Origin of the sequence: Pseudomonas sp. MS646 (assembly GCF_036693845.1) — a bacterium.
GTDB classification, from domain to species: domain Bacteria; phylum Pseudomonadota; class Gammaproteobacteria; order Pseudomonadales; family Pseudomonadaceae; genus Aquipseudomonas; species Aquipseudomonas chlororaphis_E.
On record NZ_CP144763.1, the window covers coordinates 3,725,382 to 3,748,508 of the forward strand.

Annotated in this window: 23 protein-coding genes; 13 read left to right on the forward strand and 10 right to left on the reverse strand. The window is 64.0% G+C overall.

From position 1 onward, the window contains the following. Positions 1–96 precede the first annotated feature (96 nt). Positions 97–1,056: a LysR family transcriptional regulator gene (locus V3H56_RS16275; protein ID WP_042728683.1), complete on the forward strand. Its 960-nt coding sequence runs from the start codon at positions 97–99 to the stop codon at positions 1,054–1,056. Between the two features lie 117 nt (positions 1,057–1,173). On the opposite strand, the gene glcC is transcribed toward V3H56_RS16275, so the two are convergent. Then, complete coding sequence (gene glcC, locus V3H56_RS16280; RefSeq protein WP_123578909.1) at positions 1,174–1,941, reverse strand: transcriptional regulator GlcC; 768 nt, start codon at positions 1,939–1,941, stop codon at positions 1,174–1,176. A gap of 233 nt (positions 1,942–2,174) precedes the next feature. On the opposite strand from glcC, the gene glcD reads away from it, so the two are divergent. Genes glcD through V3H56_RS16300 form a run of 4 tightly spaced genes read left to right on the forward strand, consistent with a single transcriptional unit; the run spans position 2,175 to position 6,376 of the window. Further along, positions 2,175–3,674, forward strand: a complete 1,500-nt coding sequence (gene glcD, locus V3H56_RS16285; protein WP_338473614.1) for a glycolate oxidase subunit GlcD — start codon at positions 2,175–2,177, stop codon at positions 3,672–3,674. Next, positions 3,674–4,735: a glycolate oxidase subunit GlcE gene (gene glcE, locus V3H56_RS16290; protein WP_338473615.1), complete on the forward strand. Its 1,062-nt coding sequence runs from the start codon at positions 3,674–3,676 to the stop codon at positions 4,733–4,735. The genes glcD and glcE overlap by 1 nt, the downstream gene beginning before the upstream one ends. Positions 4,736–4,738: 3 nt before the next feature. After that, the gene (gene glcF / locus V3H56_RS16295; RefSeq protein WP_338473616.1) at positions 4,739–5,956 is read left to right on the forward strand and encodes a glycolate oxidase subunit GlcF; all 1,218 of its coding nucleotides are present in this window, start codon (positions 4,739–4,741) and stop codon (positions 5,954–5,956) included. 18 nt (positions 5,957–5,974) lie between these two features. Continuing rightward, entirely contained in the window at positions 5,975–6,376 is a 402-nt protein-coding gene (locus tag V3H56_RS16300) for a heme-binding protein (RefSeq protein WP_047738946.1), read from the forward strand. Between the two features lie 51 nt (positions 6,377–6,427). Here the strand turns inward: V3H56_RS16300 and V3H56_RS16305 are convergent, their stop codons facing one another. Continuing rightward, a complete protein-coding gene (locus tag V3H56_RS16305; protein ID WP_042728677.1) occupies positions 6,428–7,192 on the reverse strand; it encodes an SDR family oxidoreductase in 765 nt (254 codons plus the stop codon). Positions 7,193–7,403: 211 nt separating this feature from the next. Here V3H56_RS16305 and V3H56_RS16310 point away from each other — a divergent pair, with 211 nt between their 5' ends. After that, positions 7,404–8,348, forward strand: a complete 945-nt coding sequence (locus V3H56_RS16310) for a helix-turn-helix domain-containing protein (protein WP_338473617.1) — start codon at positions 7,404–7,406, stop codon at positions 8,346–8,348. A gap of 151 nt (positions 8,349–8,499) precedes the next feature. After that, positions 8,500–9,006 carry a DoxX family protein gene (locus V3H56_RS16315; protein ID WP_047738948.1) on the forward strand — a complete coding sequence of 169 codons (507 nt, stop codon included), beginning with the start codon at positions 8,500–8,502 and terminating at the stop codon, positions 9,004–9,006. 95 nt (positions 9,007–9,101) lie between these two features. On the opposite strand, the gene V3H56_RS16320 is transcribed toward V3H56_RS16315, so the two are convergent. The 6 genes from V3H56_RS16320 to V3H56_RS16345 form a co-directional block, all read right to left on the reverse strand. Then, on the reverse strand, positions 9,102–9,503 hold the full coding sequence (locus V3H56_RS16320) for a biopolymer transporter ExbD (protein ID WP_042728674.1): 402 nt from the start codon (positions 9,501–9,503) through the stop codon (positions 9,102–9,104). A gap of 1 nt (position 9,504) precedes the next feature. Continuing rightward, positions 9,505–10,227: a MotA/TolQ/ExbB proton channel family protein gene (locus tag V3H56_RS16325; RefSeq protein WP_338473618.1), complete on the reverse strand. Its 723-nt coding sequence runs from the start codon at positions 10,225–10,227 to the stop codon at positions 9,505–9,507. A gap of 85 nt (positions 10,228–10,312) precedes the next feature. Next, positions 10,313–11,125 carry an energy transducer TonB gene (locus tag V3H56_RS16330; RefSeq protein ID WP_053143773.1) on the reverse strand — a complete coding sequence of 271 codons (813 nt, stop codon included), beginning with the start codon at positions 11,123–11,125 and terminating at the stop codon, positions 10,313–10,315. A 48-nt stretch (positions 11,126–11,173) separates the two neighbouring features. Then, a complete protein-coding gene (locus V3H56_RS16335) occupies positions 11,174–12,199 on the reverse strand; it encodes an ABC transporter substrate-binding protein (RefSeq protein ID WP_338473619.1) in 1,026 nt (341 codons plus the stop codon). 37 nt (positions 12,200–12,236) lie between these two features. Further along, positions 12,237–13,025, reverse strand: a complete 789-nt coding sequence (locus V3H56_RS16340; RefSeq protein WP_042728670.1) for an ABC transporter ATP-binding protein — start codon at positions 13,023–13,025, stop codon at positions 12,237–12,239. Position 13,026: 1 nt separating this feature from the next. Beyond that, a complete protein-coding gene (locus V3H56_RS16345; protein ID WP_047738952.1) occupies positions 13,027–13,899 on the reverse strand; it encodes an ABC transporter permease in 873 nt (290 codons plus the stop codon). 375 nt (positions 13,900–14,274) lie between these two features. On the opposite strand from V3H56_RS16345, the gene V3H56_RS16350 reads away from it, so the two are divergent. Continuing rightward, positions 14,275–15,363, forward strand: coding sequence for an LLM class flavin-dependent oxidoreductase (locus V3H56_RS16350; protein ID WP_042728668.1), 1,089 nt, complete (start codon positions 14,275–14,277; stop codon positions 15,361–15,363). Positions 15,364–15,422: 59 nt separating this feature from the next. Here the strand turns inward: V3H56_RS16350 and V3H56_RS16355 are convergent, their stop codons facing one another. Both V3H56_RS16355 and V3H56_RS16360 read right to left on the reverse strand, forming a co-directional pair. Continuing rightward, complete coding sequence (locus V3H56_RS16355; RefSeq protein ID WP_047738954.1) at positions 15,423–16,217, reverse strand: class II aldolase/adducin family protein; 795 nt, start codon at positions 16,215–16,217, stop codon at positions 15,423–15,425. Between the two features lie 128 nt (positions 16,218–16,345). Next, a complete protein-coding gene (locus tag V3H56_RS16360; protein WP_042728666.1) occupies positions 16,346–17,251 on the reverse strand; it encodes a LysR family transcriptional regulator in 906 nt (301 codons plus the stop codon). A gap of 239 nt (positions 17,252–17,490) precedes the next feature. Here V3H56_RS16360 and V3H56_RS16365 point away from each other — a divergent pair, with 239 nt between their 5' ends. The 5 genes from V3H56_RS16365 (at position 17,491) to V3H56_RS16385 (ending at position 23,120) form a co-directional block, all read left to right on the forward strand. Then, positions 17,491–18,099 (forward strand): cysteine dioxygenase, encoded by a 609-nt coding sequence (locus tag V3H56_RS16365; RefSeq protein WP_123578898.1) that lies wholly within the window; start codon positions 17,491–17,493, stop codon positions 18,097–18,099. Beyond that, complete coding sequence (locus V3H56_RS16370) at positions 18,096–19,679, forward strand: rhodanese homology domain-containing protein (protein ID WP_338473620.1); 1,584 nt, start codon at positions 18,096–18,098, stop codon at positions 19,677–19,679. The genes V3H56_RS16365 and V3H56_RS16370 overlap by 4 nt, the downstream gene beginning before the upstream one ends. A 96-nt stretch (positions 19,680–19,775) precedes the next feature. Further along, on the forward strand, positions 19,776–20,729 hold the full coding sequence (locus tag V3H56_RS16375; protein ID WP_047738955.1) for an ABC transporter substrate-binding protein: 954 nt from the start codon (positions 19,776–19,778) through the stop codon (positions 20,727–20,729). 13 nt (positions 20,730–20,742) lie between these two features. After that, positions 20,743–22,095, forward strand: coding sequence for an LLM class flavin-dependent oxidoreductase (locus V3H56_RS16380; protein WP_047738956.1), 1,353 nt, complete (start codon positions 20,743–20,745; stop codon positions 22,093–22,095). Further along, the gene (locus V3H56_RS16385) at positions 22,092–23,120 is read left to right on the forward strand and encodes an ABC transporter substrate-binding protein (RefSeq protein ID WP_144419456.1); all 1,029 of its coding nucleotides are present in this window, start codon (positions 22,092–22,094) and stop codon (positions 23,118–23,120) included. Before V3H56_RS16380 ends, V3H56_RS16385 begins: the two co-directional genes overlap by 4 nt. Positions 23,121–23,127: the final 7 nt, after the last annotated feature.

The following is a 23,127-nucleotide window of genomic DNA, read 5'->3' on the forward strand; positions in this document are numbered from 1 at the left end:
AGTCTCCAATGGAACGCCTGGATGGCGTTCGATGGAGGGAGCATTAGATCGTGAACGTAGATTGATAATTGGGGCGCAAGTCGCTTTACTAGTGCCATGAAGGCACATATTGGACTGGACCGGCTGACCGGCCTCATCGCATTCGCGCGCGCCGCTTCGCTGGGCAGCTACACCGCTGCGGCCCGGGCGCTCTCGGTATCCCCCTCGGCCGTGAGCAAGAGCGTGCAGCGGCTTGAGGAGCATTTCGGCTTGATGCTCTTCACCCGCACCACGCGCTCCCTGACCCTCACACCCGAAGGGCGGGACCTGTACGAGCGGGCGTTGCGAATCCTGCGAGAGGTCGAAGAGATCGACCAGGCCGCGGTCGCCTCCCGCGCCGAGCCTTCAGGTGTGCTGACAGTCACCGCCCCGCTCCCCATCGGCGTGAACATCCTGGCGCCGGCGTTGCCCAGGTTCCGTGAGCAATACCCCAACCTGGCCATCGACCTGCGGCTTGGCGACCCGTATTGCGACATCATCGAGCAAGGGATCGACGTGGCCATTCGCGTCGGCAACCCCAGCGACTCGCGCCTGGTATCGCGGCCCCTGGGGCCCCATCGAATCGGTGCGTTTGCCTCACCCCACTACCTGCACCGCAATGGCACGCCGACCACCGTCGAGCAACTGGCGCAACACGAGTGCGTGAATTTCCGCTACCAGAGTACCGGGCAGCCTTTGCGCTGGCCCTACCAGGCCGGCGACAAAATGCTGGAGTGGAGCCCCGACGCCGCATTCACCGTGGATGTCAGCGACGCGGTAGCCGCCATCATGGCTGCCGGAGGCGGCATCGGCATCACGCCGCACTACGTGGCCGCGCCTTATGTTCGCCGGGGTGAACTGGTTCCGATCCTGCCCCAGTTCACCGTGGAGCGCTTTTCCATCACCGCCCTGTGGCCGGAAAGCCGACGTGGGAGCCCCAACGTAAAAGCGTTCATCGCCTTTGTGCTTGAGTTGTTCCCTGAAACGCCCGCCTGGGATGAAGCGGTGAATCAGGCGGTCGCCGCGCGGCTGGGTTGATCAGGCGGCAGTTGGCTAACTGACGTTCAGGTCATCAGCCGTAGTTTGATCGCACGGCTCGCGGTCGAGCCGGACATCTCACCTTCGGCACCAACGCCCGAATGAACGGGTGTGCACTCATGTCCATCCCTCAAGTCGCAACGTGGCACGGACCAGGCGTTGCTCTTCGCTTTCGATTTCCCTGAGGTTGTCGCAGATGCTCTGGATATGCGCGACGGCGGCTTTACGCGCCTGCTCGGGAAGCCGCCCGGTGACCGCGTTGTAGAGCCTTGCGTGCTGGCGATCGATCTGCCGTTTCTGCGGCTCGCGGTGGTAGAGGTTGTTGACCGAGGCGAACACCGTGCTGAGCAGCAGGTCCGTCAACGAACGCAAGGTCTGCACCAACACCGGATTGTGCGACGCCTCGCAGATCGCCAGGTGAAACGCGTGGTCGAGCCGGGCGTGTTCAGAGGGCTCCAGTGAACGCGCATGGGCATCGAGCAGTGCCTCGTAACTGCGGGTGATCAGGACAAAATCGGCCTCCGTGCCACGCAAGGCGGCCAGGCGGGCGGATTCGCCTTCGAGCAGGCTGCGGACCTCGAACAGGTCGTACAGCGTGCGTGGTTGTGAGCTGAACAGGTGCATCAGCGGCGACGCGACGCTGTTGCCCGACAGGTCGGCGACGAATGAGCCCTTGCCCTGCGCGGTCTCGATGATCCCGCGGGCGCGCAACAGCTTCAGGCCCTCACGCAGCGCGGTGCGCGAAACACCGAGTTTTTCTGTCAGGCGACGCTCCGATGGCAGCAACTGCCCCGTCTTGAGCACGCCGTCCACGATCAAGCGCTCGATGCGCTCGCACACCACATCGGCCACTTGAAGCGCGTGACGGCTCCGGGTGTCGTCCATTCAGCCTCCCACTGGTATGACCAGCTAAGCCAGGGATCTCAAGCATGCAGTCCATGCCATTCAACCGATTGTTTTTAGATGGCTTTTCATCCTTCACAAAAAGATGGCCGGGCAAAAACTGGTTCGACCACCCTCGCAAGCCATAGACAGTAGATCGCCTCGGTCCAATCATGCAAGTCAGCTACCCCCGGAATCTGACTGCCCATAACAACAACGAGTGTCGTCAGCCGACTATGAACATTCTCTACGATGAACGCGTGGACGGCGTGCTGCCCGAGGTGGATAAAGCCGCGCTGCTGCAAGCCTTGCAGGCGCGCTTGCCGGCGCTTGAGATCCTGCACCAGCGCGAGGAACTCATGCCTTACGAATGCGATGGGCTGTCGGCCTATCGCACCACGCCCCTGCTGGTGGTGCTGCCCCGTCATGCCGACGAAGTCCAGGGCGTATTGGCGCTGTGTCACGAAAGACGGGTGCCCGTCGTCGCCCGGGGGGCCGGGACCGGTTTGTCGGGCGGCGCCCTGCCGCTGGAAAAAGGCGTGTTGCTGGTCATGGCGCGCTTCAACCATATCCTGCACATCGACCCGGCCGCCCGCACCGCCCGCGTGCAGCCCGGGGTGCGCAACCTGGCGATTTCCCAGGCCGCCGCGCCGTTTGGCCTGTACTACGCGCCGGACCCGTCCTCGCAGATCGCCTGCTCGATCGGCGGCAACGTCGCGGAAAATGCCGGTGGCGTGCATTGCCTCAAATACGGCCTGACCGTGCACAACCTGCTCAAGGTCGAGATCCTCACCGTCGAGGGTGAACGACTGACCCTGGGCAGTGATGCGCTCGATTCGCCGGGGCTCGACCTGCTGGCGTTGTTCACCGGTTCCGAAGGCATGCTCGGGGTGATCACCGAGGTCACGGTCAAGTTGCTGCCCAAGCCCCAGACCGCGAAGGTCTTGCTGGCGGCGTTCGACTCGGTCGAAAAAGCCGGGCGCGCGGTGGCGGACATCATTGCCGCGGGCATCATCCCCGGTGGCCTGGAGATGATGGACAACCTGGCGATCCGCGCCGCCGAAGACTTCATCCACGCCGGTTACCCGGTGGAGGCCGACGCCATCCTGTTGTGCGAACTCGACGGTGTCGAAGCGGATGTCCACGAGGACTGCGACCGCGTGCGCCAGGTGCTGGAACAGGCCGGCGCCACCGAAGTGCGCCAGGCCCGCGACGAGGCCGAACGCGTACGTTTCTGGGCCGGGCGCAAGAACGCGTTTCCGGCCGTGGGCCGTCTCTCGCCGGACTACTACTGCATGGACGGGACGATCCCGCGCCGGGAACTGCCCGGCGTGTTGCAGGCGATTGCCGCGCTGTCGGCCGAATACGGCCTGCGGGTGGCCAACGTGTTCCATGCCGGTGACGGCAACATGCACCCGCTGATCCTGTTCGATGCCAACCAGGCGGGCGAGCTCGATCGCGCCGAAGCCCTGGGGGGCAAGATCCTCGAGTTGTGCGTGAAGGTCGGCGGCAGCATCACCGGTGAGCACGGGGTGGGCCGCGAGAAAATCAACCAGATGTGCGCGCAGTTCAACAGCGACGAATTGACGGTGTTCCATGCCGTCAAGGCCGCCTTCGACCCCACCGGCCTGCTCAACCCTGGCAAGAACATCCCGACGCTGCACCGCTGCGCCGAGTTTGGCGCCATGCACGTGCACCTGGGGCAGTTGCCCTTCCCTGAACTGGAGCGTTTCTGATGCACAGCGCACTCGACAGGGACGCCAGCGACACGTTGCTCGAACAGGTCAACCAGGCGCTGGAAAACGCCACCGCGTTGCGGATCCAGGGCGGCAACAGCAAGGCCTTCCTGGGACGTCCGGTCACGGGCGAACTCTTGGACATTCGCCCGCACCGGGGCATCGTCAGCTATGACCCGACGGAACTGGTGGTGACCGTTCGTTGCGGCACGCCCTTGCAGGTCTTGTCCGAGGTGCTGGACGCTGCGCAGCAAATGTTGCCTTGTGAACCACCGTCGTTCGGCGACGCCACGGTCGGCGGCATGATTGCCAGCGGGCTCTCCGGACCGCGTCGCCCCTGGGCCGGCTCGGTGCGGGATTTCGTCCTCGGCACCCGGGTCATCACCGGCCAGGGCAAGCTGTTGCGCTTCGGCGGCGAAGTCATGAAGAACGTCGCCGGCTACGACCTGTCGCGCCTGATGGCGGGCAGTTTCGGCACCCTTGGGGTGATCACCGAAGTGTCGCTCAAGGTGCTGCCCAAACCTCGGCAAACCTTGAGCATCAGCCTTGAGATGGACAGCCAGCAGGCCTTGCAGCGGCTGGCGCAATGGGGCCAACAACCGCTGCCGATCAGCGCCGCCTGTCATGACGGAACGCGGCTGCACCTGCGCCTTGAAGGTGGCGAAGGTTCGGTCAAAGCCGCCCGCGACCGTTTGGGCGGTGAGCGGCTGGACGGTTCATTCTGGCGAAGCCTGAACGAACAGCGCCTGGACTTCTTCAATGAAGAGCATCCGCTGTGGCGCCTGTCCGTACCCCACAACACGCCGTGGCTGCCCTTGCCTGGCAAGCAATTGATCGACTGGGGCGGTGCCCAGCGCTGGCTCAAGTCCGGCGCCGAAGCCGCGTTCATCCGCCAGATCGTCGAAGGCGCCGGCGGCCACGTGACCTGCTACAGCCAGGGCCTGGTCGACAGTCCGTTCCAGCCGTTGCCGAGCGCCCTGCTGCGTTATCACCGCAACCTCAAGCAACAACTCGACCCCCGGGGCATTTTCAACCCCGCACGCCTGTACGCGGAGCTTTGAACCATGCAGACCACCTTGAGTGAAGCGGCTCGCCAACTGCCTCGCGCCGAAGAGGCCGAAAGCATCTTGCGCACGTGCGTGCACTGCGGCTTCTGCAATGCCACCTGTCCCACCTATCAGCTGCTCGGCGACGAACTGGATGGGCCGAGGGGGCGCATCTACCTGATCAAGCAAGTACTCGAAGGCAACCCGGTCACGGCGAAGACCCAGCAACACCTGGACCGTTGCCTGTCGTGTCGCAACTGCGAAACCACCTGCCCCTCCGGGGTCGACTACCACAACCTGCTGGACATCGGCCGCGCCGTGGTCGATGCGGCGGTGGCACGGCCGCTCGGCCAGCGCCTGCTGCGCGAGGGCTTGCGGACGGTCGTTCCCAACCCCGGTGTGTTCAAGGGGCTGGTGGGCGGCGGCCGGGTGTTTCGTCCATGGCTGCCCGACACCTTGCGCGCCAAGGTGCCGCGCCACGTGCCTGCCGCCAAGCCACGACCGGTCAGCCGCCATGCCCGGCAGGTGCTCATGCTCGAAGGCTGTGTGCAACCGAGTCTGTCACCCAATACCAACGCGGCGGCGGCGCGGGTCCTGGATCGCCTGGGGATCAGTGTGACGACCGTGGGCGAAGCCGGTTGTTGCGGTGCCGTGGACTATCACCTCGACGCCCAGGCCGCGGGCCTGGATCGTGCCCGGCGCAACATCGACGCGTGGTGGCCGAGCATCGAGAACGGTGCCGAAGCCATCGTGCAAACCGCCAGCGGTTGCGGCGCATTCATCAAGGACTACGGGCATTTGCTCGGCCACGACCCGGTCTACGCCGAAAAGGCGAAGGCTGTCAGCGCCCTGGCCAAGGACCTGGTTGAAGTGCTGCGCGAAGAACCACTGCAAACCCTGCGCGTGCACAGCGACCAGCGCCTGGCATTCCACTGCCCGTGCACCTTGCAGCACGCGCAAAAGCTGGGCGGCGCCGTCGAGGCAGTGCTGACGAAGCTCGGCTTCGAGCTCACAGAGGTCCCCGACAGCCACTTGTGTTGCGGCTCGGCGGGGACCTATTCGATTACCCAACCCGAACTGTCGCGACAACTGCGCGACAACAAACTCAATGCCCTGGAAAGCGGGCGCCCCGACGTGATCGTCACCGCCAACATCGGCTGCCAGTCCCATCTCGACGGTGCCGGCCGAACCCCGGTCCGACACTGGATCGAGTGGGTCGAAGCCGCGTTGCCTTAACCCACCCTGGAGCCGCCCATGAAAAGCAAAGCCATACTCGGCCAGAACGAAGTCAGCCGGATCCTCTCGGCCGCCCGCGATGAAGCCAACCGCAATCAGTGGGCCGTCGCCATCGTGATCGTCGATGACGGCGGTCACCCGCTGGCCCTGGAACGCCTCGATGGCTGTGCGCCCATAGGCGCCTACATCGCCACTGAAAAGGCCCGCACCTCGGCCCTCGGCCGGCGCGAATCCAAAGGTTATGAAGAGATGGTCAACGGTGGACGCCAGGCCTTTTTGTCCGCACCGTTGCTGACGTCACTGGAGGGCGGCGTCCCGATCATTGTCGACGGCCACGTGATCGGCGCCGTCGGCGTGTCCGGGGTCAAGGCCGAACAGGACGCCCAGGTCGCCAAGGCCGGCGCGCAGTGCCTGGGTTGAAGGGCACGCGACCCGCCTCGAGGGACCATTACCGGGCGTCCACCGGAGCGATCAACCCGCAGTGACGGTCATTCCCCCGTCAACCATGACCACCGAACCCACCATGAAACTCGCGCGGCCGGATGCGAGAAACGCGACGACTTCGGCGATTTCCTCGGGCTGCGCGGCACGCCCGATGGGGGCGGCTTCGCCGTGCCGGGCCAGGAAACCCGGACCGTCGTCGACCACTTCATCAAGGATGTGGGTGACCACGTCACCGACGCCAATGGCATTGACGCGAATGCCATGCTCGATCACTTCCAGCGCCAGTGTGCGGGTCAGTTGGGCCAACGCCCCTTTTGACGCGGTGTAGGCGGCAATGGTGGGAAAGGCAAAATAGGCGGCATAGGACGCGATGTTGACGATGGCCCCGGCGCGGTTGGGCATCATCGCCTTGACCGCTTCGCGGCAATGCAGGAACGCCGCAGTGGCGTTGACGGCCTGGATGCGCTCCCAATCGTCGCGGGTCATGTCGATGACCAATTTGTTGATGATGATGCCGGCGTTGTTGACCAGTATGTCCAGCCGCCCGAACTGCTCGACGGCCAGGCCGACCGCGCGCTCCGCGGCGCCGTCTTCGGTGATGTCGGCCACCAGGGGCACCAGCCCGGGACGGGCGAGGTCTTCGACGGCGGGGTTGCGGTCCTCGGCCACGACCTTGGCACCACGCCCATGCAGCAACAATGCAATCGCCTTGCCGATGCCGCTGGCGGCGCCGGTGACCAGCGCGACTTTGCCTTCGACTTCGTGGGGTAGACCGTGCTTGATATCCGTCATGATGTTCTCCTGCGTTGCGAGCCGGTGAGGTATTCGCCGGCTCGGCGCCCGTGGGGCGCTGTCGTGATCGACGGTTTCACTGTCTCGCAACCGGGCGCGCCGGGCTTTCGCAGGCTTGCCTGCGCTGTCGGGGTTTTGCGCTGGCGTGAATGCCTGGCTCGGCGTCTTCTGCGTTACCCTGTCGACGCCCGCCCTCTCTGAGGGTTTGTCGATGGAGCCTGCCGTGCACCCGCCTGAACATGATGACCTGGCCGCCCGTGATACGCCGCGCATCCCGGCCGAATCGATGCCGCAGCACCTGCCGGCCCCCCCGCAGGCGTTGCCTTCGCACCCGCAACTGCAGGACGTGGTAGTGCAGTTGTTCAGCCATCACAGCGTTGTCGAGCCGATACGGGTGCCGGCCGTGGTAGAGCCGCTGCTGGTGCTGGTCCTGGTCGGCCGGGCCAAGGTCGAGGAACGCGCCCTCGACGGGGCGTGGGAAGCCGCCGAGGTCGAGGCTGGCGACTTCTTCCTCACCCACACCCACGAACCCTACGAGATGCGCTGGCAAACCATCGACTGTGACGCCTTCGAGGTGATGCACCTGTACCTCGGTCTGCCACTGATCGACCAGGCTGCCCGTGACCTGCTGGGCGAGCATTGCGCACCAGTGAGCTTTGCCGACCTCTCCGGAGCACGGGACGAACGCGTGAGCTTCATCCTCGATCAGTTGCGCGTCGAACTCATCGAGGAACGCCAACCCAGCCCGCTGTTCGTGCACGGTCTGGCCCAGGCCCTGGCCGTGCACCTGATCCGTCGCTACAGCGCCGCGCACAGCGGCCAGCGACGCCACAATGGGTTGCAGGCCTACAAGTTGCGCCGCGTCCTCACGGCGATGAACGCGTGCCTGGCCGATGACTTCCACCTTGCACACCTGGCCCGGATCGCCGACTTGAGCGAGTACCACTTCAGCCGGGTGTTCAAGCGGGCCACGGGGTTGTCGCCTTCGCAGTATTTCATCCGGCTGCGGATGAGTCGTGCCCGCCATCTGCTGCTCGAGACCGATCGCAGCATCATCGACATCGGGCTGGAGGTGGGTTATTCCAGCGCCAGCCATTTCTCCCAGGTGTTCCGTCGAGAAGTGGGCATCACGCCCAGCGCCTACCGCCAGGCGTGATCGGTATATGGGACGCATGCCGGTCTCTGCATGGGCCGATTGTTCTTCGCTGTTGAATACACATGGCAATCGCACAGGGTTTATCGCCTGGGCCCAAACCGTAAAGATGCTTGCCAGCCCCTGTCACCCGCCGCCGCGCGAAGGACCTGCCATGCACCTTGCAAACCCAACGCTACGCGCCGCCCTGGCCGCCCTCAACGCCCGGGCCCTGCGCTTGGAACCGTACCTGTACGCCATGCTGCGAACTGTCTTCGCGCTCGTGCTGTTCACCCACGGACTGCCCAAGGCCCTGGGCACGGCCCACGGCTCGATGGCCGACCCGATGGCCGCATCGATCAACCTGATCCAGAACGTGATGGGATTGCCGTTCGCCACACAGTTGGCGGTTCTGGTCATGCTGCTGGAAACAGTGGGCGCCGTCATGCTGGCGATCGGTCTGGCCACCCGCGGGGTCGCGCTGCTGATCGCCGTTCAGATGCTTGCCATCAGTTACGCGCTCGGGCCGACCTGGCCCTGGATAGACCGGGGCATTGAGTTTCCCGTGTTGATGGGATGCCTTGCACTCTACCTCGTGGCGCGCGGCGGCGGAGCGTACTCAGCGGATGCCCACCTGCTGCGGGTTACAATCGGGCCTTCTTGGTCAAGGAAGATTCCTTGACCCACCCCATCACCACACCCGACGCCGTTCTATCCCATGACCCTATCGAGGCTCCGGGATATGCGGCGACGAAGTAGCGCCAGATGCGCGCGCCCCTACTTCGCGGTAATCACCGACAGCTTGGTGATCCCCGCCCGTTCGATCGAAGCCATCGCCCGTGCTACTTCACCGTAGTTCACCCCGTTGTCCGCCTGCAATTGCACGCGCACCTCGGGGTTCTTCGCCTTGGCCGCCTGCAGGTTGGTTTCGAGCAGATCCGCCTGGATTTCATCCTTGTCGATGAACACCTTGCCTTTGTCATCGATGCTCACCACCAGCGGGTCTTTCTGCTCCACCGGCGCCACCGACTCGGTCTTGGGCAGGTTGATCGGGATCGCGTTGGTCAGCAGCGGCGCGGTGACGATGAACACCACCAGCAGCACCAGCATGACGTCCACCAAGGGTGTGACGTTGATCTCGCTGAGCACTTCATCGCTGTCTTGTGTGGAGAAGGCCATGTCAGGAGGCCTCCTTGACAGCTTGGCCGGCGACGGTCGCCCCGGACTTGTTCAGCACCGGGTGCAGCAGCACTCGGAACGCGTGTTTTTGCGCCAGGCTGTAGAAGTCGTGGGCGAAATCATCGAGGTCGGCGGCGGCCAGCTTCAGGCGACGCAGCAAGTAGTTGTAGACCAGCACCGCCGGCACCGCGACGGCGATCCCCACACCCGTGGCAACCAGCGCCGCGCCGATCGGGCCGGCGACGGTTTCAAGGCTTGCCGAGCCCGCTGCGCTGATGCCTTTCAAGGCCGACATGATCCCCCAGACGGTGCCGAACAGGCCGATGAAGGGCGAGGTGCTGCCGACACTGGCGAGAATCGCCAGCCCGGATTCCAGCGAGCGCCGCTCTCGCACGATCTGCTGGCGCAGGGCCCTTTCGAGCCGGTCCTGATGGTTGATCGACTGACTGAGGTCGGCATTGGCCGGGTCATTGACCTGGATCGCCGCATAACCGGCCAACGCGACACGGGCGGCGGCACCGGGCTGGCTGTGGGCAAGCTCGGCGGCGGAGTCCAGGCTCGACGCTGCCCAGAAACGCTTGTGGAAGGTTCGATCCTGCCTCTTGAGACGGGTGAACTGCACGCCCTTGAACAGGGCGAGCCCCCAGGTCACGACGGAAAAAAGGATCAACAGCCAGATGACGGCGTGTTCGGTGGATTCGAAGGGGGATGCAATCAGGTTCATGCTCGGGTTCTCCAACAAGACAATGGATCGGTTTTAGCGATGCGCCTTTTGCCAGGTGGCCCGCGGTGTACGTGGTTAACTCGGGTTACTTGATCTTGAAATCGATGGGCACGCTGACCCAGCCGTCCTGGGGCACATCGCCCTGCTTGGCCGGAACAAAACTCCAGCCCTTGACCGCCGCCAACGCGGCAGCATCGAGCGGCTCGCGACCGCTGCTCTTCTGGATCTGGATTTCGCCGGGCTTGCCGTTGGCCAGCACATGCACGCGCAACAGCACCGTGCCTTCCCAGCCGCGACGCATCGCCAGCGAGGGATACTGCGGCGCCGGATTCTTCAGGTAACCGGCGCTGGCGGATGCCGGGGTCACCGGGGTCGGTGCCGGGGGAGCCGGCGGCGCGGGGGCGGCGACCGTGGGTGCTGGCGCAACGGGTGGCGGTGTGGGCGCCACGGGCTTGGCCACCGGTTTGGGCAGCGGCTTGACCACCGGTTTAGGCTTGGGCAAAGGTTTGGGCGGCGGTGGCTTCACAGCCAACTCATCCTCCACCGGCGGCGGAGGCTCGACCACTGGCGGTGGCAACGGCGCGGGCGGTGGCGGCACCACCACCGGGGGGGCCGGCTGCGAGAACTCGATCGTCATCGGTGGAATCTGCGGGGGCACCACGGGCAGCACGGTCGAGGGCGCCTGCCTGACCCAGATAATCACCGCGCCATGCAGCACCAGCGCAAACACGCCCAGCAAGACCCCTTCGCGACGACTCAAGACTCGCTTGGGCGTGCTGTGCAGGCGCGACAACCCCAAGGGTTCGCGCAAGACCCGGCCAAGCTCTAGCAACTCGCCGCGGGGTGCCGGGCGCCTGAACACCTCCAGGGCACTTGCAGCACTCTGTACATTGCCCATTCATTGACTCCTGTGAAGATTCAAATCGAACACGTCCCTGGCCCCGGACTAACGCGCCGGCTCCGACTGCGACACGGTCAAAGGCTTGAGGGAAAACACCTGGTCATCCGTCAGCGCCTGGACATCGACACGGTGAGGGAAGATGTTTTTTTCCACGAACAGGTCATCGACTTGCTGCAAGGCCTGGACATCCTGGGGTTCGAGCGGCAACAGCGCTTCATCCCCCCAACTGCGCAGGCGTCGCGAAACCTCCAGGGGAATGTCGTTGACCTTGGCAAAGACTTGGGCGTACTCGTCGGGATGTTCCCGGGCCCAGTCGAAGGCCTTGGCGAAACGCTGTAATACGTCACTCAGCGCCTTGCGCTTGCGGGGGTCGGCCAGGACCTCGTCGGAGGCGGTGATGAAGGTCAGGCCGGTGTTGATGCCCTCGCCGCTGATCAGCACCCGGGCGCCCTGCTGCTCGGCAAACGCCTGGTAGATGCCGAAGGTGGCCCAGGCTTCGATCTGGCCAGCGTTGAAGGCGGACAAGGCATCGGTCGGCAGGACAAACCCGACCTTGACGTCCTTCTCATCGACACCTGCGTTGGCCAGCGCGCGAATCAGCAGGTATTGGGCAATGCTGCCACGGGCCGATGACACCAAGACGTTCCGGCCTTTCAGATCGGCAACGGTGCGAATATCCGAATCAGCTGGAACCAGGATGGCGATGCCCCTCGACTGACTGCGCGGGACCGCGACGATCCGCAGTGGCGTGCCTCCGGTCGCGGCGGCGAGCACCGGTGTATCACCGGCCGGAGCCAGATCGACGGCACCGGCGCGCAGGGCTTCGAACAAGGGCGCGGCGCCCTGGAAGTTTGCCCACTGCACCTTATAGTCGATGCCCTCCAGGGCATTCGCCGCCTCGACCACGGTGCGCAAGCCCTTGGCTTGATCGCCCAGCATCAGGGTCACGCCGGACAGGTCCGTCGGTGCGGCGGATATGGATCGGGTCTCGACGGCGTCACCGCAACCGCCGAGCAGTAACGCAACGCCAGACAGCAACGCCATCGCCGATCGGCGGGCACGAATCGCCATGACAGAACACTCCGGGATCAATGAATGGAACGCTGCATCAACCATGGGCAAACCGCCGGACCGTACCCTGGCTCAGAGGACGCTCCGCCACGGCCACGGTGTCCACTTCGACACCCAGCAAGCCCAGCAGGCGCGCACGAATGTCCTGGAACCCGGCCTGGCCGGTGTCGCGTGCCCGCGGCAGGTCGATCGACAGTTGCTCGGCGATCTTGCCGTTGGCCAAGACGATGACCCGGTCGGCCAGCAGGATGGCTTCGTCCACATCGTGGGTTACCAGCAACACCGCCGGCTTGTGCTTGCGCCACAACTCGATGATCAGCCGATGCATGCGAATCCGGGTCAGGGCGTCGAGGGCCGCGAACGGTTCGTCCAACAACAGCAACTGGGGTTCGCGGACCAACCCGCGTGCCAGTGCCACCCTTTGCGCTTCACCGCCGGAGAGCGTCGCCGGATAGGCCTCCAGGCGATGGGCCAGGCCGACTTCCGTCAAGGCCTGCACCGCACGCGCCTTCGAATCCGGGGCGTGCAGACCGAGAATCACGTTCTTCCAGGCGCGCTTCCACGGCATCAGTCGCGGCTCCTGAAACACCGCGGCCCGCGCCTTCGGTACCCGCAGTTGACCGCTGTCGATGCTGTCGAGCCCAGCCAGGCTGCGCAGCAAGGTGGTCTTGCCGGAACCGCTGGCGCCGAGCAGCGCGACGAACTCCCCCGGAGCGATGTCCAGGTCCAGGCCGTCGATGACCCGCTGCTGGCCGAACTGGCGCACCACATTGCGCAATTGCACCGGCACTTGCGGCTGCGTTTTTTCTACCGTGATGGTCGTCATGTCAGTTCCTCACAAAAGATGGGCGCCAGGCCAAAGCGAAGCGTTCGAGGGTGCGGATCAGCCCATCGATCAGCAGACCCAGCACGCTGTAGATCAGCAGGCAGATGACAATCACGTCGGTGCGCATGAAGTCCCGCGCATCACTGGCCAGAAAACCGATGCCGGCGGTGGTGTTGATCTGCTCGACAAACACCAGGGCCAGCCAGGAGATGCCCAGGGAGTAGCGCAGGCCGACGAAAAACGAGGGCAAGGAACCCGGCAGGATCACGTGCCAGATCAGCTCGCGACGATTCAGGCCCAGGGTATTGGCGGCCTCGATCAACTTGGGGTCGATGTTGCGGATGCCGGCAAACAGGTTCAGGTACACCGGAAACGTCGTGCCGATGACGATCAGGGCGATCTTGGTGAACTCGCCGATGCCGAACCAGAGAATGAACAGCGGCACCATGGCCAGCGAAGGAATGGTGCGCAGCATCTGCATCGGCGAATCGAGGACCACTTCGCCGCGCTTGGACAGGCCGCTGATCAGCGCCGCGACCACGCCGATCGACACACCGATGCTCAGCCCCATGAGGGCCCGTTGCAGCGAGACCCACAAGTGCCTGCCCAACTCGCCCGAGGCGATCATGCTCCACAGCGTGCCGCCGATCTGCGAGGGGGCGGCGATGATTCGCGGTGGAATCAGGCCCCAGCGCGACGCCAGCTCCCAAAGCAGCAGCAACACAATCGGGCTGACCAACCGCAACAACGCTTCGGGTGTACGCCAGCGGCGCAAGCCCACCGGCAGCCACCCCGCGACACCCTTCCCTGACGGGTGCAACCCCTTGACGGAAAACGCGCTGGCGCCCTGTGTCTCTAATGTCTTGTCGCCCATAGGCTTCCCTCCTCCATCGACATGGTCAATCGCGCCATGCATCCACTTTGGATTCATGCTATTCGCATAAAAAATGTCAGTGAAATTCTTTTTGGGAATAACCTAATATGATTAGAAATCAGCCACTCAAGCCGTTAGATAAATATTTTGCATAATAAAAACCCACAGGCCGCGCCGTTCGCGGCGCACGGACATCCACCCACAAAATGCATAGAACTGATACACAAGCTAAATATTGATCAATATTTTTTATAATTAACATAGAACAAATCGGCATTTCACAGCACTTCCCGGCTGCGACTACCTTTTTGTCACGGACCGACCCCTTGCCCGGTGGAGGCTTCAAACACCCCATTCATTGAAAGGACCCCCACCATGAGTATTGAATTCATCGGCTTCATCGGCGGCCACCACGCCTCGGAAATCCACCCGCGCAGCGGCCCCGTGCTGCAGCCCGCGTATGTGGAGAAAGTGGCCCGCGCCCACGAGGAGGCCGGTTTCGACCGGGCTCTTATCGCGTTCCACTCCAACAGCCCGGACAGCACGCTGATCGCGTCCCATGCCGCCAGCGTGACGACGCGACTGAAGTTCCTCATCGCCCATCGCCCAGGGTTCGCCGCGCCCACCTTGGCAGCGCGCCAGTTCACTACCCTGGATGTGTTCAACGGCGGACGCACCGCCGTGCACATCATTACCGGCGGCGATGATCGCGAATTGCGTGCTGACGGCAGCCATATCGGCAAGGACGAGCGTTATGCGCGCACCGACGAGTACCTTGATGTGCTGCGCCAGGAATGGACCCGCGAGACGCCCTTCGATTACCAAGGCACGTACTACCAGGTCGAGGGCGCGCATTCCGACGTGAAGTCGCCACAGCAGCCGCATATCCCGTTGTACTTCGGCGGCTCATCGGCGGCCGCCATTGCCGTGGCCGGCAAGCACGCGGATGTATATGCGCTGTGGGGCGAAACCTACGAACAGGTGCGCGAGGTGGTGAACCAAGTGCGCGCCGAAGCGGCCCGGCATGGTCGCAGCATTCGTTTCAGCCTGTCGTTGCGGCCAATTCTGGCGGACACCGAGGACCAGGCCTGGGCACGCGCCGAACGCATTCTGCAAGAGGCAGGCGCACTGGCCGAGCGCAATGGGTTCGTGCGTCGCGAGCCACCCAATGAAGGCTCGCGACGCCTGCTGGCAGCGGCAGCCCAGGGCTCGCGCCTGGACAAGCGGCTGTGGACCGGCATCGCCGGCCTGCTCGGCGCGCAAGGCAATTCGACCGCCCTGGTGGGCACCGCCGAACAGGTGGCCGAAGCCCTGCTCGATTACTACGACCTGGGCATCACCACCTTCCTGATTCGCGGCTTCGACCCGCTCGAAGACGCCATCGACTATGGCAAGCGCCTGATCCCGCTGACCCGCCAATTGATCGCCGAGCGCGAACGCCAGGCGGCTGAAAAGGTCGCTTGAAACACGCGCCCCCCGAAAAGCCACGGGCAGGCTGCTGAGCAGCCTGCCCGTGCGATCACTCAATCCTTATAGTCGACATCGGTTCTTTCCAACTGCCGGATGAGCGCGTTCCAGTGCCGCGCGACACCCGGCCCGTCACCGCGCTTGAATGCTTCGGCCTGTGCCTCGACCTTGGCCACCACCTCGGCCGGAGGAAAGATCAGCTCGGCATTGCCCGCCGCCTGGGCCGCGATCTGGATGTTGCAGGCACGCTCCAGGCTTTGCAGCTGCTGGAAGGCATGCTCGACGCTGACACCCGCGGTCAACAGCCCGTGGTTGCGCAGGATCAGCACACTCTTGTCGCCCAGGTCCGCCACCAGTCGCTCGCGCTCGTCCAGGTCCAGCGCAATGCCCTCGTAACCGTGGTAAGCCACGCGCCCGGAAAAGGCGATCGAATGCTGCGAGATCGGCAACAGGCCATCGCGCTGGGCGGAAACGGCAATGCCGTCGCGGGTGTGGGTGTGCAGCACCGCTTGAAGGTCTGGGCGGGCGCCATGAATCGCACTGTGGATCACGTACCCGGCATAGTTGATGCCCAGGCCCGTCGGGTCGTCGACCAGGGTTCCGTCGATGTCGACCTTGACCAGATTGGAAGCGGTGATTTCGTCGAACAGCAACCCGAAGGCGTTGATCAGGAAATGCTCGTCAGGCCCCGGCACCCGCGCGGAAAAATGCGTGTAGATGTGGTCGGTCCACTTGAACAGGGCCGCCAGCCGGTAGGCGGCGGCCAGTTTGACACGCACTTCCCACTCTTCGGGACTGACGCGTTGGCGAACATGTTTCGAGACGCTGGATAGCGGGCTGACGCTGCTCATGGCAAGACTTCCTGGATGGCCTTAAGGATCTCCAGCAAGCCTAGGGGAAGGCCAAAAATAATAAAAAGCACATTTTAATCTAAGCTAATTATCATTTTTTTTTATTATATACAGCCTCCCCGGCAGCGTTACGCAGCGCTCTTGATCTTCTGCAACGATCCGGCGACCAGCTTGCCGAAGGCTTCCACCGGCCCTTGCAGGTTGCCGAGAAAATGCGGATAGATCAGCCACAGGTCCATCACCGGTTTGAAGTCCTTGAGTGGCATGGCCGCCAGTTGATCGAGATGGACACTGCGTTCCAACAGCGGGCGCGGCACCAGGCCAAGGCCCAGGCCATCGGCGACCAGGCCCAGTTGCAACTCGGTACCGAAGGTTTCCAGGTTGACCCGCAGGGCCAGCCCCTGGTCGGACAACGTGCGTTGCAGCCCGGCGCGGAAACCGCAGCCGTCCGGGTTGAGGATCCAGCCGTTCTGGTAGACGTCCGCCAGCTTGCTGGGGCGCTTGGGCAATTGCGCCTTCGCGCACACCACCACCAACTCCATCTTGCCGATCGACTCACCAATGATGTTGTCGGGGAAGATCTTGCCTGCGGGAAACAACGCCGCCGCGGCGTCCAGCTCGCCGCGTTCGATCTTGCCGACCAACTGGCTTCCCCAACCCGTCGCCACCTGCGCACGCAGTTCCGGATACGCGACGCGCAGATGCTTGAGCGCATCGAGCAGCACCACGTCGCCGATCGTTTGCGGAACGCCCAGGCGCAACAAACCGGTAGGCGGCGCATCGGTGGCGACCAGCTCGCGCAAGGCATCCATCTCCCGCAGGATCAGGCGACACTGCTCGTAGACTCGCGTGCCGATCAGGGTCGGCTTGAGCGGCTTGGTGTTGCGGTCGAACAACTCCACCCCCAGCGCCTGCTCGAAGTTCTGCACGCGCCGTGTGATCGCCGGTTGCGTGAGTTGCAACGTCTCGGCGGCATGGCTGATGGACTGACAGCGAATCACTTCGACGAAGGCGTCGATATCATCAATTTTCATTTGGCCCGCACATGGAACACAGTCGATAAAATGTTTGAAAAGCATAACCCATGGCGAAAAAGCATAGTGCCATTGCCCGTGACTGGATAGCCCAACGCAATGATCGATAACATCTAACTCTATTCACAAGGGTTCTAAATTCCTTTCAGCTATAACCTAATCATAAAAAAATAGCATATTAAGAAAAATCATTATGCTTAAATCATGGCAGATCCTTTCATAACGACGATGGAATCGCCATGACCCAGGCCCGACACCCGGAAAGACTCAGAGCATTCGTAGGCGCCTTGGCCGAGCTGATCGACGGCAACCCTCGCGAAGGCGACCTGCTGCATCGCGGCGGCAAGTTGCTCGCTCAATTGGTCAGCCATGACGACTGGCTGCCCGACACCTTTGCCCAACCAGACCCCGAGCGCTACCAGCAATACCTGCTGCATGCCGATTCCCGGCAGCGGTTCAGTGTGGTCAGTTTTGTCTGGGGGCCGGGACAACGCACGCCGATTCATGATCACCGGGTCTGGGGCCTGATCGGCCTGTTGCGCGGCGCCGAAGACTCTCAAGGCTTCGCTCGCCACCCTGATGGCAGCCTGGTGCCCGAGGGCTCGCCGATACGGCTTGTGCCGGGCCAGGTCGAGGCCGTCTCGCCCAAGGTCGGCGACATCCACCAGGTCAGCAATGCCTTCGCTGACCAGGTCTCCATCAGCATTCACGTCTATGGCGCCAACATCGGTGCCGTACGCCGCGCGGTGTACCAGCCCGACGGTAGCGAAAAGCTGTTCATCTCCGGGTATTCCAACACCCTGCTCCCCAACATCTGGGACCTGTCCAAAGAGAGCCAAGCCTTATGAGCACTGTACGTACCCGCTCCTACTCGGAGATCCGCCAGGCGTTGCTGAACCGCGAAGAGCTGGCCATCGTCGACGTGCGTGAAGAGGCGCCGTTCGCCCAGGGCCATCCACTGTTTGCCGCCAACATCGCGTTGTCCAGGCTGGAGCTGGAGGTGTTTGCGCGCATCCCGAGGCGCGACACCCCGGTGACGGTCTATGACCGTGGCGAAGGCCTGGCGGGCCTGGCGGCGCAGCGCCTGCAAGCGCTGGGCTACGTCGATGTCGCGGTGCTCGAAGGTGGCCTGGACGGTTGGCGCGACGCGGGTGGCGAGTTGTTCATCGACGTCAACGTGCCGAGCAAGGCCTTTGGCGAGCTGGTGGAAAGCCAGCGCCATACCCCCTCGATCGCCGCGCCAGAGCTTCAGGCGCTGCTCGACAGCGAGGCCGACGTGGTGGTGCTCGACGCCCGCCGTTTCGACGAATACCAGACCATGAGCATTCCTGGCGGCATCAGCGTACCTGGGGCGGAACTGGTGTTGCGGGCGCGGGCACTGGCGCCGGACCCGGCGACCCGCATCGTGGTCAATTGCGCCGGCCGTACTCGCAGCATCATCGGCACCCAGTCGTTGATCAACGCCGGCCTCGCCAACCCGGTGTCGGCCTTGCGCAACGGTACGATTGGCTGGACCCTGGCCGGCCAGGTGCTGGAGCACGGCCAGTCACGCCGGTTCGCCCCTACCCAGGAAAAACATCGCGACATCGCCGCCCGCGATGCCCGCCGCGTTGCCGATCAGGCACGGGTCGGTCGCGCCACCCTCGCGGACCTGCACCGCTGGCAAGCGGACGCGACACGCAGCACCTACCTGTTCGATGTACGCACCCCGGAAGAATTCGAAGCCGGCCACCTGCCCGGGGCCCGGTCTACGCCCGGCGGGCAACTGGTCCAGGAGACCGATCATTTCGCCAGCGTACGCGGTGCTCGCCTGGTCCTGGTCGACGATGACGGTGTGCGGGCCAACATGTCGGCGTCCTGGCTCGCGCAATTGGGGTGGGAGGTGCACGTGCTGGATGATCTGCACCCCGGCCACTTCAGCGAACAGGGCCCCTGGAAAGCCCCTGTGCCTGTCCCGCCGCAAGCCGAAGAGATCAGCCCTGACACCCTCGAACAGTGGCTGGCCGAAGGTGACACCGTGGTACTGGACTTCACCAGCAGCGCCAACTACATCAAGCGGCATATCCCGGGGGCAAGGTGGTTGCTGCGCAGTCAACTGAGCGAAGCCCTGGCCCAGGTGCCGTCGGCCCAGCGCTATGTCCTGACCTGCGGCAGCGGCCAGTTGGCCCGATGGGCAATCCCGGACGTCGAACGCCTGACCGGCCAGGCCGTGTTCCTGCTGCGTGACGGCACGGCCGGCTGGATCGCCGCCCAGCGGCCGCTGGCGCATGGCGAGACCCGGTTGGTGTCTGCGCCCATCGATCGCTATCGCCGCCCCTACGAAGGCACCGATAACCCGCATGAGGCCATGCAAGCCTATCTCGATTGGGAGTTCGGCCTCGTGGACCAGCTGGCCCGCGACGGCACCCACGGTTTCTATGTGATCTGAACCCAAAAGGGGGCGAGTGATCGCCCTGACCCGGACCAGCCGACCCCTTCTCCAGGCGGAGGCGCTGAATGCAACGCTTAGCCTGGAGTTCCACCCATGCGCCTGTCCCTACCCTTACTGTTAATCGCCCTCGTGTTCGGCACTGCTCACGCAGACGACCTGCAACCACTGCGGGTGGCCAATCAGAAATCCACCCTCAAAGCCCTGCTGGAAGTGTCCGGTGAACTCAAGGACGTGCCCTACGCCATCCAGTTTTCCGAATTCCCCGCCGCCGCACCACTGGGCGAGGCCTTGAACGCCGGCGCCGTGGACATCGGCGCCCTGGGCGATGCCCCCTACGTGTTTGCCTTGGGCGCGGGGGCCTCACTGAAGGTCGTCAGCATCATTCATGCGCAAGGGCGCAATACCACGGCCATTCTCGTCCCCAAGAACTCCCCCATCAGGGAGGTTTCGGACCTCAAGGGCAAACGCATCGTCACCACCCGTGGCTCGATCGGGCACTACCTGGCCATCAAGGCCCTGCGCAACGTCGGCCTCAGCACCCGAGATGTGGAATTCGTCTTCCTGTTGCCCAGCGAATCCAGGCTGGTGCTGGATAACGGCACCGCGGATGCCTGGTCTACCTGGGACCCCTTCACCACCGTGGTCACGGCCCAAAGCCAGGCCAGGGTCCTGGTCAGCGGCAGCCACCTGCTGAGTAATCACCTCTACCTGGCCGCCACCCAACAAGCCATCGCCGACAAGCGCCCGCAACTGGATGACTTTGTCGCCCGGATCGACCGCGCCTTCCGCTGGAGCAACGAACACCCTGCCGAATATGCCGCCGCCCAGGCCAGGATCACCGGCCTGCCATTGGCGGTGCACCTGGAGGTGGCCAAGGCGACCCAGATGCAGCCGGTATTGATCGACGACGCGGTGGTCAGCGGCTTACAGGCGACCGCCGACATCTACCGGGAAGAAGGGTTGCTGACCCGCCGCATCGACGTTTCCCAAGGCTTCGACAAGCGCTTCAACACCCAGCGAGCCCCACTGACCCAGGTTTCGCGTTAAAAGGAGCAGAACCATGAGCAAGCAACGCCAACTCAAATTCGGTGCAATGGTCCACGGCGTCGGCCATGGCTGGGGCGAATGGCGCCATCCGCAGGCGCAACCCGATGCCAGCACCAGCTTCGGTTTCTACAAGCAGCAGACGCAACTGGCCGAAGGCGCCAAGTTCGATTTCGTGTTCATCGCCGACAGCCTGCACATCCATGAAAAATCCAGCCCGCACTACCTCAACCGCTTCGAGCCGCTGACTATCCTCTCGGCCCTGGCGGCCGTGACGTCGAACATCGGCCTGGTGGCCACCGTGACGGTCAGCTACACCGAGCCCTACCAGGTGGCGCGCCAATTCGCCTCACTGGACCACATCAGTGCCGGGCGTGCCGGTTGGAACGTGGTGACGTCGTGGCTCAGCGGCACCGCCAACAACTTCGGCAAGGCCGAGCACCCGCCCCACGCGGTGCGCTACCGGATCGCCAAAGAGCACGTGGCAGTGGTCCAGGGCCTGTGGGACTCCTGGGAGGACGATGCCTTTGTCTACGACAAGCAACGGGGCGAGTTCTTTGCCCCCGGCAAGCTGCACGCGCTGGAGCACAAAGGTGAATTTTTTTCGGTCAAGGGCCCGCTCAACATCGCCCGCTCCCGCCAAGGCCAGCCGGTGATCTTCCAGGCCGGTACCTCCGAGGACGGGCGTAACTTCGCCGCCGAGAACGCCGATGCGATTTTCGTCAGCGCCGAAAGCTTTGAAGAAGCCCAGGCCTATTACCGGGACCTGAAGCGTCGCGCCAGCGGATTCGGTCGCGACCCCGAGCAGCTGTCGATCCTGCCTGGCATTCGTCCGATCGTGGGGCGCGATGAGGCGCAGGTGCAAGAGCGCTATCGACAAGCGGTGGCGCTGGTGAGTATCGAGGACGCCATCGTCGCGCTCGGCCGGCCCTTCAACGACCATGATTTCAGCCAGTACCCACTGGACGCTCCGTTCCCTGAGCTGGGCGACCTGGGCGCCAACAGCCAGAAAGGCGGCTCCGAGCGGATCAAGCAACTGGCCCGGGACGAAGGCCTGACGCTGCGCCAGGTCGCCCTGCGCTTTTCCCAGCCACGCCGGGACTTCGTCGGCACCCCCGAACAGGTCGCCGACGCCATTGAACACTGGTTCGACAACGGCGCAGCCGACGGCTTCATCATCAACGCCCTGCTGCCGGACGGCCTGCAGACGTTCACCGAATGGGTCGTGCCGGTCCTGCAGCAACGCGGGGTGTTCCGCCGCGAATACAGCGGCCACACCCTGCGCGATAACCTGGGCCTGGCGGTGCCGGCGAACCGGTACACCCATGACGTCCTTGAGCCGGCAACGGGCAGTGAGGCCGTCGCATGAGCAAACCTCCGGTCATGAAACAACACTTCGCGCCAGGGCAGCTCGATCGACGCGGCTTCCTGATGGCCGGCGCCGTCACCCTTGGCGCCCTGGGCCTGTCGACACTGGGTTTCGCCCCGCGCGCGTTCGCCCAGGGCAAGTCCCTGTCCGAGCTGACCCTCGGGGTGGCCACCTACCGTGGCCAGGACTCCTATTTCTTCGAGGATGCCGGCACCGCCGACACGCCCTACAAGGTCGAATACGCCGAGTTCGCCGGCGGCAACCTGATCGTCGAGGCGCTGGCGTCCGGCAGCCTGGACGTGGGTGGGATGAGTGAAATCCCACCGATCTTTTCCCTCCAGAGCCATCGCCAGCCGCGCCTGATCGCGGTGCTGCAAGGTGACGTGAACAACCAGGTGTTCCTGGTTCCCAACGAATCGTCGGTCGAGTCCATCGGGCAATTGCGCGGCAAGCGGGTTGGCTACGTGCGCTCTACCACCTCCCATTACTTTCTGATCAAGGCCCTGAAGGAACAGGGCCTGACCATGAACGACATCACCGCCGTAGCCCTCACGCCCCAAGACGGTTTCAGCGCATTCCAGAGCGGCCAACTCGATGCGTGGGTGATCTACGGCGTGTTCATCCAGTTGGCCAAGTTCCGCAGCGGCGCCCGGGTCCTCAAGACCGCCCTGGGCTACTTGTCCGGCAACTACCTGATTGCCGCGCGCCCCAAGGCGCTGGAAGACCCGCTGCGCCGGCAGGCGATCCAGGATTACATCCAGCGTGAGGCGCGCACCCTGGAATGGATCAACGACAACCCCGAGCCCTGGGCAACCAAGTCGGCGCGATTGCTGGGTGTCGACAAGGCGGTGTTTCTCGACATGCACAACCAACGCAGCCAGCCGTCGAAGATCATCGCCGTGAGTGAACAAGCCATTGCCTCGCAGCAGGAAGTCGCCGACCTGTTCTTCGACGCCGGCGTGCTCAGCGAAAGGCTCGACGTCAGCCCCCTGTGGGAACGCAATTTCCCCTTGCTCGCGCTGTGAGCCTGTT

Bases quoted from the DNA above. Each gene is read 5' to 3' on its own strand.
- V3H56_RS16275 (WP_042728683.1), top strand. From the start codon at position 97: ATGAAGGCACATATTGGACTGGACCGGCTGACCGGCCTCATCGCATTC.
- glcC (WP_123578909.1), bottom strand. From the start codon at position 1,941: ATGGACGACACCCGGAGCCGTCACGCGCTTCAAGTGGCCGATGTGGTG.
- glcD (WP_338473614.1), top strand. From the start codon at position 2,175: ATGAACATTCTCTACGATGAACGCGTGGACGGCGTGCTGCCCGAGGTG.
- glcE (WP_338473615.1), top strand. From the start codon at position 3,674: ATGCACAGCGCACTCGACAGGGACGCCAGCGACACGTTGCTCGAACAG.
- glcF (WP_338473616.1), top strand. From the start codon at position 4,739: ATGCAGACCACCTTGAGTGAAGCGGCTCGCCAACTGCCTCGCGCCGAA.
- V3H56_RS16300 (WP_047738946.1), top strand. From the start codon at position 5,975: ATGAAAAGCAAAGCCATACTCGGCCAGAACGAAGTCAGCCGGATCCTC.
- V3H56_RS16305 (WP_042728677.1), bottom strand. From the start codon at position 7,192: ATGACGGATATCAAGCACGGTCTACCCCACGAAGTCGAAGGCAAAGTC.
- V3H56_RS16310 (WP_338473617.1), top strand. From the start codon at position 7,404: ATGGAGCCTGCCGTGCACCCGCCTGAACATGATGACCTGGCCGCCCGT.
- V3H56_RS16315 (WP_047738948.1), top strand. From the start codon at position 8,500: ATGCACCTTGCAAACCCAACGCTACGCGCCGCCCTGGCCGCCCTCAAC.
- V3H56_RS16320 (WP_042728674.1), bottom strand. From the start codon at position 9,503: ATGGCCTTCTCCACACAAGACAGCGATGAAGTGCTCAGCGAGATCAAC.
- V3H56_RS16325 (WP_338473618.1), bottom strand. From the start codon at position 10,227: ATGAACCTGATTGCATCCCCCTTCGAATCCACCGAACACGCCGTCATC.
- V3H56_RS16330 (WP_053143773.1), bottom strand. From the start codon at position 11,125: ATGGGCAATGTACAGAGTGCTGCAAGTGCCCTGGAGGTGTTCAGGCGC.
- V3H56_RS16335 (WP_338473619.1), bottom strand. From the start codon at position 12,199: ATGGCGATTCGTGCCCGCCGATCGGCGATGGCGTTGCTGTCTGGCGTT.
- V3H56_RS16340 (WP_042728670.1), bottom strand. From the start codon at position 13,025: ATGACGACCATCACGGTAGAAAAAACGCAGCCGCAAGTGCCGGTGCAA.
- V3H56_RS16345 (WP_047738952.1), bottom strand. From the start codon at position 13,899: ATGGGCGACAAGACATTAGAGACACAGGGCGCCAGCGCGTTTTCCGTC.
- V3H56_RS16350 (WP_042728668.1), top strand. From the start codon at position 14,275: ATGAGTATTGAATTCATCGGCTTCATCGGCGGCCACCACGCCTCGGAA.
- V3H56_RS16355 (WP_047738954.1), bottom strand. From the start codon at position 16,217: ATGAGCAGCGTCAGCCCGCTATCCAGCGTCTCGAAACATGTTCGCCAA.
- V3H56_RS16360 (WP_042728666.1), bottom strand. From the start codon at position 17,251: ATGAAAATTGATGATATCGACGCCTTCGTCGAAGTGATTCGCTGTCAG.
- V3H56_RS16365 (WP_123578898.1), top strand. From the start codon at position 17,491: ATGACCCAGGCCCGACACCCGGAAAGACTCAGAGCATTCGTAGGCGCC.
- V3H56_RS16370 (WP_338473620.1), top strand. From the start codon at position 18,096: ATGAGCACTGTACGTACCCGCTCCTACTCGGAGATCCGCCAGGCGTTG.
- V3H56_RS16375 (WP_047738955.1), top strand. From the start codon at position 19,776: ATGCGCCTGTCCCTACCCTTACTGTTAATCGCCCTCGTGTTCGGCACT.
- V3H56_RS16380 (WP_047738956.1), top strand. From the start codon at position 20,743: ATGAGCAAGCAACGCCAACTCAAATTCGGTGCAATGGTCCACGGCGTC.
- V3H56_RS16385 (WP_144419456.1), top strand. From the start codon at position 22,092: ATGAGCAAACCTCCGGTCATGAAACAACACTTCGCGCCAGGGCAGCTC.